This is a genomic window from Streptomyces sp. NPDC001027, assembly GCF_040299045.1.
GTDB lineage: Bacteria > Actinomycetota > Actinomycetes > Streptomycetales > Streptomycetaceae > Streptomyces.
The window spans coordinates 1-14243 of record NZ_JBEPBI010000206.1; the positions used below are offsets into that span (position 1 = coordinate 1).

Consider the following 14243-nt stretch of genomic DNA (forward strand, 5'->3'; position numbering starts at 1 on the left):
CTACCTCACGCCCCACGAGGCGCGCCTGCGCTACCAACAGGATCAGACCCTCGCGGCATAACAGAACCGTGTCCGAGATCACGGGGAAACTTCACACCGACTTCGAGAGGATTCCGCGATGCGAACGTAACTGGGTGCGGATGATCTTCCTGGATCCGCGGATGCGGAAGGTCCACGCCGACTGGGAAGACGTAGCCCGGCAGGCGGTCGCGCAGCTACGCATGGAAGCGTCGGCCAACGTCGGCAGTGCGCGCCTGCAGGCCCTGGTCGGTGAACTCGCTGAACGCGATGCCGCCTTCCGTGAGTGGTGGTCGTCGTATCACGTAGCGGTCGAGGTGCGGCGGCACCACCATGCGGCACCCCGTCGCGGGAACGCTGGAACTGGAAAGCAGCACGCTGGCCAGCACCATCGATCCGGACCAGCGGTTGGTCAGCTGGACCGCACAGCCCGGTAGCCGCTCAAGCCGTCGTCTGCTGGCTCTGGCGCAGCTGCCGGCCGATGCCCCGCGTGGTGCTCCGGTCGCTGCTTGACCTGGAGCCCGAGACCAAGACAAGAAAGGAATGATGAGCATGACAGGCTGGAGCTCCCAGGAACTGTCCCGCGTGGAGAACGCCGACGAACTGGAGATCGTGCCGCTGCGCGCGGACGGCACCCACCGGTCCCCGACGCCGATCTGGGTGGTCCGGGTCGGCGACGACCTGTACGTCCGTGCGCACCGTGGCCGCACCGGCGTCTGGTTCCGCGCCACGCAACAGCAGCACGAGGGGCGCATCTCTGCGGGCGGAGTGCACAGGGACGTCGCCTTCGCCGACGAGCCCGATCCGGCGCTGGGCGACCGGATCGACGCCGCCTACCGCAGCAAGTACGGCCGCTACGGGGCCCGTTACGTGGATCCCATGGTCGCGGACGCCGCGCGGGCGGCCACCCTGAAGCTGGTCCCTCAGTAGGACGTACGGGGGTGGATGGGGCCGCTGCTGTCCACGAGTGGCATGCCGGGACGGCCCCGGATGTGAGCGATGATCTCCGCGGTGATCGAGATGGCGGTCTCCTGCGGGGTGGCGGCGCCGATGTCCAGGCCGATCGGCGCGTTCAGGCGCTTGAGTTCGCTGGGGCTGACTCCTTCCGCGTGCAGCAGGTCTAGGGGCAATGCCGTTGTCTTATCGCTGGCTGGGCGTAGGCTGCTTGGCGGGGCGGGCCCGGGGGTGTTTCGGGTGGCTGCGAGTGTGTCTGAGTTATCGGGTCTTGGCCTGTTGACCTGGGTGTATCCGCCTGGGTTGGTGGATCGGGTGGTGGCCGCGTGCGGGCGTGTGGAGCGGCGTAAGCGGCTGCTTCCGGCACGGCTGGTGGTGTATTTCGTGCTGGGGCTGGCCCTGTTCTCTCCTGCGCCGTATCTGGAAGTAATGCGGCACCTGGTCGAGGGTCTGCGGGGCGCGGGGCTGTTGGGCAACTGGCACGTTCCGGCGAAGTCCTCGCTGTTTCGGGCCAGGGACCGGCTGGGGTCGGAGCCGCTGCGGGTGCTGTTCGCCACGACTGCCAAGCCGATGGCCACCGAAGCGACGCCGGGCGCGTTCTGGCGGGGCCTGCGGCTGCTGGCCATGGACGGAACCTGCTGGGACGTCGCGGACAGCGAAGCCAACGAGGCCGCCTTCGGCCGTCCGGGCAACGGCCGCGGGACACACCGCAGCGCGTTCGTCCAGGTGAGCTTCCCCGAGATGCGGAGTGTGTTGACAGAGGGTCAGATGGTTCTCATGAGAGGAACATCGACCATGGCTGCCCCCAGGAAGTACTCGCTGGAGTTGCGTGAGCGTGCGGTGCGGATGTACCGGACGTCCGACCCGAAGCCGCAGATCAAGAAGCTCGCGGTGGATCTCGGCGTGCACCCGGAGGCCCTGCGCGGCTGGATCCGGCAGGCCGAGGCGGATGCCGGCGAGCGTGACGACCGGCTCACCACCGACGAGCGGGCCGAGCTGGTGGCCCTGCGCAAGGAGAACGTCCAGCTCAAGCGGGCCAACGATGTCCTGCGGACGGCGTCGGCGTTTTTCGCGGCGCAGCTCGACCCGACCCGGCCCAGGTGACGGCGCTCGTCGACGAGCATCCCCGCCTGGGGGTCGAGTGCGTACTTCGGGAACTGCACATCGCCTCCTCCACGTACTACCGGTGGCGCCGCGCCGAACAGGAGCCGTGCGAACGGGTGCGCCGCGACGCCGAACTCACCGAGCAGATCAAGGAGATCCACGCCGACTCCGGCGGCGTCTACGGCTCGCCGCGTGTGCACGCCGTCCTCAAGCGCGAGGGCGTCCACGTCGGGCGCAAACGCGTCGAGCGCCTCATGCGCGAGGCCGACCTCGCGGGCATCAGCCCACGCCGGAGCGGCTTCACGCGCCGCGACCCCAAGGCCACGCTGGCCCCGGACCTGGTCGAGCGCGACTTCAGTGCGAAGGCCCCGAACCGGCTGTGGGTCACCGACCTCACCATGATCTCGACCGGTGAGGGCCCGCTGTGGCTCTCCGCGATCCGCGACGCGTTGCTGCCCGGCCAGGCACTCCACGACTTCCCACGGCACCGCCAGCGGAACCGGCCGATGTAGCGGACCGTGCAGATCTGCACCGCCATGCCCAGCCGGTGCGCGTCCGTACGCCGCAGCGCGATCAGGTCACGGTCGTCGTCATCGAGGAGCAGAACCGCTCCAGCTCCGGGCGCGTGGGCGCCTGGGAGAAAGTCCCGTACGCCTCGGACTTTATCTGTACGCAGGCCAGAAGTGTCAGGGACGTTCGCCACGAGGGATCGGCGAAGTCTCGCAGCCTCGTGGCTGACAGTTAGTCGTGACCGTTGTCCGTGACAGTCGTTACCCCATCCGAGTAGCCAGCGGGTGGGGAGATCGGGATGTACGTGCGTCGGGTCGTGGGGACGGGAGCGAGTCGGGAGACGTACACGGTCGTGGACGGCGACGGGAGGGTCGTCGAGATGGTGGACGACTACCTGGCACTGTGCACCGACCGGGAGCACTCGCCGAACACGCTGCGGGCGCGCGCCTTCGACCTGAAGGCGTGGCTGGTCTTCCTGCATCTCCTGGGCCTCAATCCGCTGACCGCGTCTCCTGAGCACGTGGACCAGTTCGCCGGCTGGCTGCGGCGCCCCGTCCAGCCTGGCCGTCTGCGCTTGGCGGACACGGACAGCGGCCCGGCGCGGGAGGCATCGACAGTGAACCGTGCGCTGAACAGCGTCTACATGTTCTACGAGTTCCTCGCCCGCCGCGGTGTCGGCATGGGTGCTCAGCTGACTCACCGCCGGGCGACCTCGATCGGTGACCACGGCGGCTTCCTCGCGGGGATCGCTGAGCGGCAGGTCGTCCATCGGCCGACACGGCTGAAGCAGACCAAGCGCCGACCGCCGACGCTGACTGACGCCGAGGTCCAGCAGATCCTGGACGCCTGCGACCGGGTTCGCGACCGGCTGCTGATGGCCTTGATGTTCGAGACGGGCTGCCGGATCGGCCAGGCGCTGGGGCTTCGCCACCAGGACATCAATACCGACCGGCAGACGCTCACCTTGCGGCCGCGCGAGGACAACGCCAACCGGGCGCGGGGTAAAAGTCGCGACCCGAAGGAGATCCCGGTCCGGTGCACGCTGCTCGACCTCTACACCGACTACCTGTTTGCCGAGTACGGCGAGTTGGACTGCGACTACGTGTTTGTGAACCTGTGGAACGGCGTGGTCGGCACGCCGATGGGTTACTGGGCGGCGATGAGCCTGGTCAAGCGGCTGCGGCGGCGCACGGGCATCGACTTTCACCCACATCAATTCAGGCACACCCACGCGACTGCGCTCCTGCGGGCGGGCGTCCGGCTGGAGGTGGCGAGCGAGTTGCTCACGCATGGCTCGGTCCGCACCACGGCCGAGATCTACGGGCACCTCGACGTCGACGACCTCGCCGAGGAGCTGGACCGTGTCGGCTTCCGGGGCTCGCGGTGAGCGCCGACGGTGGGATGGCCGCCGTCGTCTCGTTCCCCGGAGACCCACAGGTCGCGGCCCTTCTGAGGGTGGTGCGCACCGAGTTCCGTGTCGAATGCTTCATGCCGCGCGCCGGGCACTTCCTCGCCCCGACTCCATGCAGGGTCAGCACCTGTCTGCGGAAGAACGCCTCGCGGGGGTTGTGCGCCGAGCACGACGTGGCCTGGCGGAGGGCCGGCCGACCGGACCGCGAGGCATGGATTGCGGACCCGGCGAACTGGCCGGCCGGGCTGAGCCTGGACGTGGCTTCCTGCAGGGTCGGCGGATGCCCCTATTCCGGCGGCGTGTCACGCCTGTGTGACCTGCACCTTGCCGACTGGAACGGCCTGCACTCGCGTGGCCGGCGCATCGGCGTCACCGAGTACGCAGCCGCGGCTCCGGTCCTCGATCGCCCGGCCGTGGGGCCGTGCAGCTTCCCTGCCTGCGGCTACGGCATCAGCCGCCACCAGCTGTGCGACGGCCACCACTACCGCTGGGCGAAGATCGGCCGACCTCCGCTTGCAGAGTTCCCTGCCGAGCTGGAGCGGCGCAACATCCCCCGGTTCTCCGTCGCAGGACTGCCACCGCTGGCCGCGCTGGAGTTCCAGTACCTGCTTCAGATCCGCACCGACCAGCGCCGCTCGAAGGTGATCCCCAGCGCCTGGGTCCGCGCGGTGAACACCGTCATCGCCGAAGGCGTCACCTCCGTACGCGACCGCACGGCACAGCATTGGGGTCAGCTGTCCCTCTACCACACCACCGTCCGCCAACTCTTCACAGACCTGCTGGAGGCCCTTGGCGACCTCGACGGCCCCGCCGAGGAGTGGGACAGGGATGTGTGGCGCCCGGACCGGCTCGGCTTCAGCGTCGAAGAACGCCAGCGGGTCGCCCCGCTGGACTTCACCGGCATCACCCAGCCCTGGCTGCGGGAGACGGTCAAGCGCTACCTGCGGCTGCGGCTCGCCCGGACGGAACTGCGGACGGCAGCGCGCAACCTCAACGACTTCGTCCAGTTCTCCCGGTTCATCGCGGAAGCCCGTCCGGACCAGCAGCACGATCCGGCCGTCCTGGACCGGCCATTGCTGGAGTCCTACATCGGCTGGGTCGGCCGCAGGACCGTGGAGAAGAAGGGCGCGTACTGCGGGCAGCCGCTGACCCCGAGCAGCCGCAGCCGCCTGCTGTCCGTGGTGGCCACGCTGCTCGAAACGTGGCGCCGCTACCACTGGCAGCCCATGCTGCCGCCCGACGCCCGCATCCACCGGGACGAGTACCCGCGGCCCCGCGGGTTGAAGGCCAACTTCATCGACGAACATCTGATGGAGCAAATCGAGTCCGAGGAGAACCTGGCCCTGCTCGATCCGGAGACTCGTGCCCTGGTGTTGATCTGCCGGGACGAGGGCCTGCGCATCAGCGAAGCACTGATCCTTAAGACCGACTGCCTGAAGAAGACGCCGTCCGGCCGCTGGGCCCTGGTCCACTACAAGAGCAAGGACAAGAGCTTCCGGGCGATCCCCGCTTCGCGAGTGGTGGTGGACGCGGTTCGAGAGCAGCACGGCCGGGTCCGGGAACGGTTCGGCGACGCGTGCCGGTGGCTGTTCCCGAAGGTCAGCGGCAACCCGGACGGGAAGTACCCGATGCCCTACGGCACGGCCGACACCCGCTTCGATGCCTGGTTGCAGCGCATCCAGCTCATCGACGCCAACGGCGACCGTGCGACCGTCAACTGGCATCAGTTCCGGCACACGCTGGGCACACGCATGGCGAACGCGGGCGTGTCCGGCCGCACCATCCGCGAGATCCTGGGCCATACCTCCTGGGAGATGCAGGAGCACTACTCGCGCATCGCGGACGAGACCCTTCGCCGCGAGTACGAGGAGAAGTACGAGGTGCGCTTCAACCTCAAGGGCGAAGCCGTCAAGGTCCGCCCTGATGCCGACCTGTCTGGCGTCGAGTGGCTCGCCGAGAAGATCGGCCGCCGCCTTCACGCGGTGGCTGGCGGCTGGTGCGGGCGGCACATCTCACGCCCCTGCCCGAAGACTGCGGCTGATGGCTGCTACTTCTGCCAGGACTTCCAGAGCGATCGGCAGTTCCTGCCGATTCACCGCGACACCCTCGCCCGCACGCGCGAGCTCCAGGCCGATGCCACCGCAGCTGGCCGGTCACGAGCTGCCGAGGTCAACGAGCGGTTGGCGGCCGCGGTCGAGCACGTCATCACGCGCATCACCGACCAGGAGAACGACGAGCTGTCCCCAGCATCGAACGACGCCGGGGCAAGCCGCGACGAAACGGAGGGGACCGCCGATGCGGGCTGACAACTCGGCGCACCTGGCCGAAGCCGCACAACAGCGACGTCTCGCCTGCATCGAGCGTGTCCACGCTGTCCTGGACGCCCTGGAACGCGACGGCGGAGCGGTGATCGTCGCTGGCGTCGCGGCCCGGGCCGGGGTCTCCCGGACCTTCCTCTACGACGCGGCTCAGGCGCCACTTCTCACCAGACTGCGCGACCTCGCCGACAAGCAGCCCACCACGGGGCGGCCCGCTCTGCCCGATCAGCAGCGAATCACCACCAAGTCGCACGAGACGGTAGTGAGAGCACTGCGGGACGCCAACCGCAAACTGCACGAGGAGAACGAACGGCTCCGCAATGAACTTGCAGTGGCCCTCGGCCAGCTCCGCGATCTCCGCCGGGGCATCCCGCCGGGCGCGTAAATTCCAGCGCGCAACTACTCATCGGCGGACCACACTTCAGCCATGGATGAACATGTCTTCGAGCCCGCGCCCTCGATCCAGTCGAGTGAGCTGCTGGGCTTCCCTCCCGACGCCCGGGTGCTCATCGTCAACTGCGACGACTTCGGGATGCACGAAGCGATCAATACCGCGGTGGTCGACTCGGTTGAGAAGGGCATCGCCAGTTCATGCAGCCTGATGGTCCCGTGTCCCTCGGCGCTGCACGCCATGAACCTGCTCCACCAGCGGCCGGAGATCCCGTTCGGGATCCACCTCACTCTGGTCTGCGACACGCCCCACTACCGATGGGGGCCGCTGACCGCAAAGGAGAAGGTGCGCTCGCTGCTCGACGACGCAGGCGAGCTGTTCATACCTACACCCGCCGGGCGTTCCGAACTTCTCGCCCGAGCCCGTCTCGACGAGGTCGAGGTCGAGTTCCGCGCACAGATCAACGCCGTGGCCGACGCCGGGCTCTCACCGACGCATCTGGACTTCCACTGTCTGGCCGATGGCGGACGCGACGACATCCTCGGCCTGACCGTGGCACTGGCTGCCGAGTACGGCCTGGCCGTGCGGGTCTGGCTCGACCCCGGACGCAAGAAGATGCGACAGCAGGGATTGCCGGTCACCGACAACCCATTCCTGGACAGCTTCTCCCTCGACATCGACGGAAAGTCCTTCCGATACGCCCAGCTGCTGTGTGACCTGCCGACCGGGCTCAGCGAATGGGCGGTGCATCCCAGCCTCGGCAGCCAGGACGCGCAGAGGATCGACAGCGGTTGGCGCGTCCGCCGAACCGACTACGAGTTCCTGACATCGCCGGAGGCCCTCGCACTCCTCCAACAGGAAGGTATCGCCGTGATCGACTACAGCACTATCCAGCAAGCGTGGTCTCAGCCCAGCGCACCGTAGTAGATCGTCCGCGTACCCTCCCGCTCCACGGCGACAGCACTCGCACATCCGCCAAAACGCTTCATGCCTGACACTGTCAGCAAGGTGAACACCAAGCTCAACGCAGTAGATGAACGCAAAAGGTCCAGATAAAGGCCTGCTCATCAGCCAGAAACTCCACCGGCACGAGGCGGATCGTAGCCAGCACCTGCACCCGCTCGACGATCTTTCCGTGAACCTCAGCTGGGCCACAGAACGGTGTAGTAGCCGACCGAGATCAATCCCACCGGGATTTCCTGCACCCCAACTACTCACACCCGTTCTACGGCGGCAACACTGGCAACTCCACGGTCACCGGATACCGCATGGACAAGCACGGCAGGCTCGCCTTCACCAACGACGTCGGCGTCGCCATTCCGCCATCGGCCAATTCCCAGGGCGTGATCGACCTCGCGGTGACCGGAAACGACGACAGGTTCGTCTGTGTTCAAAACGCAGTCTCTGGCACCGTCGAGGGATTCCCTGTGGGCAAGAGCGGCGCACTCACCAAGGTCTCTACCACCACAGGGGCTGCCCGCTTTCGCCGGGTCCGGCTTGGAGGGCATAGCCGCGGTGTGAAACGGGGTGTTGCTCCGCCCCCCGACCGGAACGTTCGTTGATCCGGCCACCCTTGCGGTCTTGCGGCGTGACGGGGTTCCTCTTGCCCCGGCCAGGCGTGGCCCGACGACACGGTCTCCTCGCGGGCCTCTTCAACGGTGCCGCGGCGTTGGCCGGGCGCCGGCGTCCACGTGAGTTGGCGCTCAGGTTGCCAAGAGCAGCCACGTCCCCGTCACACGACTTTGCGCAGGGCGCGCAGCCCGGTGAGCGGGGTATGCAGAGCGTACGAGATCCGGGCGACGAGGTCGCGGCGGGACATGTCGCGCGCGTTCCCGCTCCTTGGGAGCGGGCAGGACCTGCTCCGCGAACCTTACGAGAGCCTGACGTGGCACCCGATTGCTCTCGCCCCGCCTGTCCCATCCGTAACCCTGGTTGCGAAGTCGTAGTACAGCGGCGGCACGTGAGGATTCTGAGGAGTCATCAGTGTGAGTACGTGCACCACGCGGGCGGCGGCCACGAGGCCCGTCGAGGCGTTCTCTTCTTCGGCCTGCCCGGCGCACCTTGAGTCCGCCGCAGCCGTCAGTGCGCTCGTGACGTCGTCTGCGGCAACCCCGCGGTCCCGGCTGTCGTTCAGGGCAGTGCGGCAGGGCCTCACCCGCGAACGGCACCAACACCCCATAAACGGCATCGGTGAGCACAAGCAGCACTCAAGCGGCACTTGAACAGAGATCTCAGAGGAGTCCCATGCGACAGAACACACGCAAGCGATCGAAGGCAGCCCGACGGGCCATCGCCGCCGTGGCGGCGACCGCTCTGGGGGCAGGGGGGCTGATCGCGGCGAATGTGTATGCCTCGGCCGGTGAGAGCGGGAGTGGCAACACCACCAGGAGTTCGCCTCAGGATCAAGCGAACCAAGCCCTGGCAGCGGGGGCCGCCACGATCGACTGCCCCGATGTCGGTACCCGGCTGCGGCAGGTGCCCGACCAGTCCAGGGCTGAAGTCGACAGGGAACTTGCGCTGCTGGACCAGCAAGTCGCCGATGCCTACCAGCGGTTGCAGAACTCGACTCAGGCAATACGGCAGGACAGCAACTTTGCCAACAGCGCCATCATGGGCCCGCTGAAGGACAGGCGGACCGCGACCATCGACCGCATCGCGGTCGCCATCGGCCGTACCGCCGACCGGCCGCAGGACCTGGAGTCCCTCGCCGCCTGCACGCTCCGCGCCTCCGGAAACCAGGCCGACGACGGCGCGAGCGGCGAAAATCAGAACGGCCAGGGCCAGGATGCAGGGGGCGGACAAGAGGCCCCAGCCAACGGTGGGCAGGCCGGAAACGGTCCGGTCGCCGCCGACTTCGTGGACATCACCACCGTCCAGCCCAACGTCAGCAGCCCTCAGAAGCAACGGAACGCCTCGCTCGGCAAGTTCACCACCGACTGCGGGGTGAACGCGAACAAGCTGTACAACACCGACAATGTCATCGTCGCGCCCGGTGTGGCCAATGGAGCGCACCATACCCACGACTACGTCGGAAACCAGGCAAATGATGCCTTCGCCGACAACGAGGATTTCGCGGGCGGTGAGACCACTTGCCAGGACCAGGGGGACAAATCCTCCTACTACTGGCCGGTTCTCCGCTTGCAGGACGGCACGAAGGAGTTCGACGCCGACCGGCAGGGCGGCGGTGCGGAAGGCAACGCCGGCAAGATCCTCACGGCCTCGCAGGTGACCCTGGAGTACGAGGGCAATGCGAGCAGCAAAGTCGTGGCGATGCCCAAGTCCCTGCGGATCATCACCGGAGACGCCAAGGCGTTCACCAACGGAACAGCCAACGCGAACGCTGCATGGAGCTGCACGGGATTCGAGGACCGGCAGCTGACGGACAAGTATCCGGTCTGTCCTCAGGGCAGCAGTGTGGTCCGCACGTCCAAGTTCCAGAGCTGCTGGGACGGCCAGAACACCGACAGCGCCAACCACCGCGATCACGTCGCGTTCGCCGACCCGAACACTGGTGTCTGCCCGAACGGCTTCCAGGCCATTCCGCAGCTGGTGCAGCGCCTGGTGTACGACGTGGACGCACCAAACCTGAACGGCAACGGACAGCCGAGCGCACTCTACGCGGTGGACGGCTTCCCGGAGCAGATGCACAAGCCGATCACCGACCATGGAGACTTCGTCAACGTCTTCGACGAGCAGCTGATGAACACCGTGGTCAAGTGCATCAATACCGGTCAGGAGTGCCAGTGACGGTGACACGCTGAACCACCGCCCGGGCCTGTCTGCGGCAACCGCCGCAGGCGGGCCCATGCCTGTGTCAGTTGCTCCGTGCCAGGCTTCAGGGCCGGGCCGGCGGGCCGATGTTCGAACGCGTCCGGCCATATTGCGGCACCTGCGCCGGTGCCACCGGCAGAAGCACAGTGAGTCGGCACACCTTCAGCACCACTGTCCTCGTGACCGCCCGGACAACCGGGGATCTTACGAACCCCTTACGCGGCCCCCTTGCCTGTCCGGACCGAGCGTCTGCGTGCCTACGATCGCGGTATGCCGACCTTCCGGCGGACCTGTCTCGTCACGGCCGCGCCTCTGCTGTTGGCCGTGGCCGGCCTGGTCCACCCTCACGGCCTGACCCGGGCTGCGGCCTCCCACTGGGAGCAGTTGCACATCGTGCTCCTGCCGGTCTTCCCGCTGCTCACGGTGGGGCTCCTGGTGCCTCTGCGCCAGTGGCCCCACCGCGGCTTCGCCGGCATCGCCGCGGTGGTGGCCTGGGTGGCTGCCTACGCCTACGCCGCCTTCTACACCGGGCTCGACGCCGTCGCGGGCATCGCCGCCGGTACCGTGGTCGGACACGCCGATGAGGAAGCGAACCTGGGGCCGCTGAAACGCCCGCTCTACGAGACTGGGCAAGCACTCGGGCAGATCGGTGCCTACGCCCTTGTCGTCGCCGTCCTGGCCACGGCGGCTGCACTGTTCCCCTGGCACGGCATCCGCATCATCCCCGGCACGGTTGTGCTCCTCGCCTCAGGCTGGTCGTTCATCGGCAGCCACATCTTCTGGCCCCGCGGCGTGTACACCATGCTGGGTTTCGCCCTGGGCTTCGCCCTCCTCAACTGGGGCGCCGGCAGGAGCGCGGTCCCCCTCCGACGGCCTCACCGTGAGGGAAACCGCGCACACTGACGAGCACGGACTCGTGGGAGTCGACGGTCTCGCAGGCAGTGCCCCCGCAGCCCGAGCGGCGCGCGTATCGGTGAGGTTCCCCCGGCGTGCGGGAGGTGCTGATCAGCTGGTCAGGGCGGGTTGACGGGGTTTCAGGCGGATCCCTGCTTCACCACGGCTGTCTCCCTCCGCGCGCTCTACTGTGCGAGCAAAACGAGCCGACGCGCGGCTTCTACGACGCCGGCTCGGCGGCGCTTGTCTTCCGCGGCGTCGTCAGTATCGGCACCGGTAATCATGCGCGCCACTTGCGGTAGGACGGCCCAGTAGCCGGCCACAGAGAGCACGAGAAAGTGCAGCAGGTCGGCTGGTAGAGCCGGATCGACCTGTCCCGCGGCCTGGCTGTCGGACAGAGCCGAGGTGCTGCGGCCGTAGTAGTCGCCGCGTGACTGCTCGCCGGGCACCTCCGCCCCAAAGGTCAGCCCCTCCCAGAGCAGGAGGCGGGCGAGCTCCGGGTGCTTGCGGCGATAGTCGTAGAGGCGGCCGGCGAACTCGCCGATGTCGTTGGCGGTCGGGTTCGCCGGGATCTCGATGGCGGCGGTGGCCAGTTGGTCGGCCAGGACGTGCGAGAACAAGCCCTGCTTGCTGCCGAAGTAGTTGTAGACGCGCTCCTTGTTGACACCGGCGAGCTTGGCGATGCGCTCGATCGTGGTGCCGTCGGGCCCGGAGGCAGCGAACTCAGTCGCGGCTGCGTTCAGGATCTTGCGTTTCGTGCCCTCAGTGTCCCAAGCCATAACCGAAGAGTACAACTCCAACGTTGCCGTTGCAATCGACGGCCATTCGTGCGAAGGTGTAACCAACGGCAACGTTGGAGATGGAATTGATGTCAGAAGCACACACTCATGAAGGGCCACGCGCAGGCCAGCAGCCTTCGACGCACGACGGCACGACGCCGCCAAGCACGGCGCCGGACCACGCCAGGCGCGGACGGGCTGAGGGGGGCGCGCCGCGTCCCGGTATGACCAGGGGATTGACTCTGCTGTTCGCCATGATCGGTGGCTTCGCGGTTGGCAACCTGTACTGGGCTCAGCCGCTGCTGAAGGTGATCGCGAACGACTTGGGCGTCTCGACCGGAACAGCCGGCACGCTGGTCACGTTGACGCAGATCGGCTACGCCGTAGGCATTGTGCTCATCGTTCCGCTCGGGGATGTCGCGAACCGCCGTCGGCTGATCCCGCTCATGCTGGCGCTGTCAGTGGTCGCCCTGCTCGCCTGTGCTGCGGCGCCGACCTTCACTGCGCTGCTTGGCGCTCTCGCTGTGCTGGGCCTGACCACCGTGGCCGGACAGATCGTCATACCGCTGGCCGGAGACCTGGCCGACGATGCGAGCCGCGGCCGCATAGTCGGGACCGTAATGACCGGCTTCCTGGCTGGCACCATCGTCTCCCGGACACTCAGCGGCCTGGTCGCACAGGTGGCCGGCTGGCGTGCCATCTACGTTGTCGCAGCGGTCGTCATCGCCGCGCTTACCGTTATCGCCTACCGCAAGATCCCGGAGCTGCCGGCTCCTGCTCGGATGCGTTACCCGGCGCTGCTGGCGTCGGTGGGCAGCGTGGTGCGTCGCCACCGCGCGGTGCGCTGGAACCTAGTGCTCAGTGCCCTGCAGTTCGGCCTGTTCATGATGTTCTGGACCGCGCTTACGTTCCTGCTCAGCGACGCGCCGTTCTCGTACTCGCCGCTCACCATCGGCATGCTCGGACTGTTCGGCCTCCTTGGCGCGGTCGCCGCGCAACATACCGGTAAGCTGCACGACCGCGGCTGGTCCATGGCAGCCACCGGCGCGGGCTGGGCCCTCGCCCTGATCACGATGATCGTTGCCGCCCTCGGTCAGCACTCCCTGCTGCTGATCATCGTCAGCGTCGTGCTGCTGCACTTCGCGATCTTCCCGATGAATGTCCTCATCTCGGCGCGGCTCTTCGCCGTTGTCGCCGAAGGGCGCGCCCGAGTCAACACGGCCGTCATCGCGGTCAACTTCATCGCCGGCGCGATCGGCTCTGCCCTGGTCGGTCCGCTGTGGACCGCCGGCGGTTGGCACGCCGTGACTGGTGTCGGCATCGGCCTTTCGGTCGCCGGGCTGCTGCTGTGGACGATCGGGCGACGCGGCGCCCTCGGACACCACAACCACTGATCCCCCGGGACCGCAAGACCGACCGAGTTGGGACCAGCCATCGCACCTCGAACAGGCTGAACGCGCCTCACCTCGGCATCTACGAAAAGGAGCAGCAACACCATGAAGTTCACTCGAAGCGGCGGCAAGACCGCCACCGACCCTCAGAACTGGTTCACCGGCACTGTCTACGTCGACGGCCTCCGCAACGCCGACGACCAGTCCGCCATCGGCTGCGCTCACGTGCGGTTCACCCCCGGCGCCCGCACCGCATGGCACGCCCACCCCAAGGGCCAAACCCTCTACGTCACCGACGGGATCGGCTACGTCGCCAGCCGCGGTGGGGAGGTCCGCGAGATCCGGCTGCCCGGCGACGTCATCTACATCGAGCCCGGTGAAGAGCACTGGCACGGCGCGACCGCTGACCGCTTCATGGCGCACGTCGCCATGCAGGAAGCCGACGAGCAGGGCCAGGCCGCGATCTGGGGCGACCACCTCACCGACGAGGAATACGGGCAAGCGGCCACCTCCACCCTGTGATCGCAGAGCAACGGAGCATGAACCCACTGAACAACGGGTGTGAGTTGCAGTCCCGAAAGTTGCCACTGAGATTGATCTTGCTCGGCTAGTGTGATGCGCCTGAAATGGCGACTCTAAATCTGTATGCTTTTTTCATGGCGTCTCGGGGTCCTCGTGCTGTCGAAGTCGTGCTGTCCGTCG

12 protein-coding genes and 4 pseudogenes are annotated in these 14243 nt (G+C 67.4%); 13 read left to right on the forward strand and 3 right to left on the reverse strand.

The window, feature by feature from the left end; all coding sequences use genetic code 11:
* Window positions 1–140: 140 nt before the first annotated feature.
* Window positions 141–531 (forward strand): annotated as a pseudogene (locus tag ABT300_RS34025) (MmyB family transcriptional regulator).
* A 39-nt stretch (window positions 532–570) separates the two neighbouring features.
* Complete coding sequence (locus ABT300_RS34030) at window positions 571–948, forward strand: DUF2255 family protein (protein WP_351684078.1); 378 nt, start codon at window positions 571–573, stop codon at window positions 946–948.
* Here ABT300_RS34030 and ABT300_RS34035 read toward each other — a convergent pair.
* A pseudogene (locus ABT300_RS34035) lies at window positions 942–1154 on the reverse strand (XdhC family protein); the annotation flags it as partial. The gene ABT300_RS34030 and the pseudogene ABT300_RS34035 overlap by 7 nt on opposite strands.
* A 58-nt stretch (window positions 1155–1212) precedes the next feature.
* On the opposite strand from ABT300_RS34035, the gene ABT300_RS34040 reads away from it, so the two are divergent.
* A complete protein-coding gene (locus tag ABT300_RS34040) occupies window positions 1213–2076 on the forward strand; it encodes a transposase domain-containing protein (protein WP_351684081.1) in 864 nt (287 codons plus the stop codon).
* 116 nt (window positions 2077–2192) lie between these two features.
* Window positions 2193–2357 (forward strand): annotated as a pseudogene (locus tag ABT300_RS34045) (IS3 family transposase); the annotation flags it as partial.
* Between the two features lie 156 nt (window positions 2358–2513).
* On the opposite strand, the pseudogene ABT300_RS34050 reads toward ABT300_RS34045, so the two are convergent.
* Window positions 2514–2766: pseudogene (locus tag ABT300_RS34050) on the reverse strand (DUF4158 domain-containing protein); the annotation flags it as partial.
* Window positions 2767–2884: 118 nt separating this feature from the next.
* Here ABT300_RS34050 and ABT300_RS34055 point away from each other — a divergent pair.
* The 7 genes from ABT300_RS34055 to ABT300_RS34085 all read left to right on the forward strand — a co-directional run bounded on the left by ABT300_RS34055 (window position 2885) and on the right by ABT300_RS34085 (window position 11380).
* Window positions 2885–3973, forward strand: a complete 1089-nt coding sequence (locus tag ABT300_RS34055; protein ID WP_351684084.1) for a tyrosine-type recombinase/integrase — start codon at window positions 2885–2887, stop codon at window positions 3971–3973.
* 323 nt (window positions 3974–4296) lie between these two features.
* Entirely contained in the window at window positions 4297–6303 is a 2007-nt protein-coding gene (locus tag ABT300_RS34060; RefSeq protein WP_351684087.1) for a tyrosine-type recombinase/integrase, read from the forward strand.
* Window positions 6293–6700 (forward strand): DUF6262 family protein, encoded by a 408-nt coding sequence (locus ABT300_RS34065; RefSeq protein ID WP_351684090.1) that lies wholly within the window; start codon window positions 6293–6295, stop codon window positions 6698–6700. The genes ABT300_RS34060 and ABT300_RS34065 overlap by 11 nt, the downstream gene beginning before the upstream one ends.
* A gap of 42 nt (window positions 6701–6742) precedes the next feature.
* Window positions 6743–7630: a polysaccharide deacetylase family protein gene (locus ABT300_RS34070; RefSeq protein ID WP_351684093.1), complete on the forward strand. Its 888-nt coding sequence runs from the start codon at window positions 6743–6745 to the stop codon at window positions 7628–7630.
* Window positions 7631–7974: 344 nt separating this feature from the next.
* A complete protein-coding gene (locus tag ABT300_RS34075) occupies window positions 7975–8268 on the forward strand; it encodes a hypothetical protein (protein ID WP_351684096.1) in 294 nt (97 codons plus the stop codon).
* 682 nt (window positions 8269–8950) lie between these two features.
* On the forward strand, window positions 8951–10453 hold the full coding sequence (locus tag ABT300_RS34080; RefSeq protein ID WP_351684099.1) for a DUF1996 domain-containing protein: 1503 nt from the start codon (window positions 8951–8953) through the stop codon (window positions 10451–10453).
* 294 nt (window positions 10454–10747) lie between these two features.
* Complete coding sequence (locus tag ABT300_RS34085; RefSeq protein ID WP_351684102.1) at window positions 10748–11380, forward strand: hypothetical protein; 633 nt, start codon at window positions 10748–10750, stop codon at window positions 11378–11380.
* 176 nt (window positions 11381–11556) lie between these two features.
* Here the strand turns inward: ABT300_RS34085 and ABT300_RS34090 are convergent, their stop codons facing one another.
* Window positions 11557–12150, reverse strand: coding sequence for a TetR family transcriptional regulator (locus tag ABT300_RS34090; RefSeq protein WP_351684105.1), 594 nt, complete (start codon window positions 12148–12150; stop codon window positions 11557–11559).
* A gap of 236 nt (window positions 12151–12386) precedes the next feature.
* On the opposite strand from ABT300_RS34090, the gene ABT300_RS34095 reads away from it, so the two are divergent.
* Window positions 12387–13544 (forward strand): MFS transporter, encoded by a 1158-nt coding sequence (locus tag ABT300_RS34095; protein ID WP_351684108.1) that lies wholly within the window; start codon window positions 12387–12389, stop codon window positions 13542–13544.
* Window positions 13545–13646: 102 nt separating this feature from the next.
* Window positions 13647–14063, forward strand: coding sequence for a (R)-mandelonitrile lyase (locus ABT300_RS34100; protein ID WP_351684111.1), 417 nt, complete (start codon window positions 13647–13649; stop codon window positions 14061–14063).
* Window positions 14064–14243: the final 180 nt, after the last annotated feature.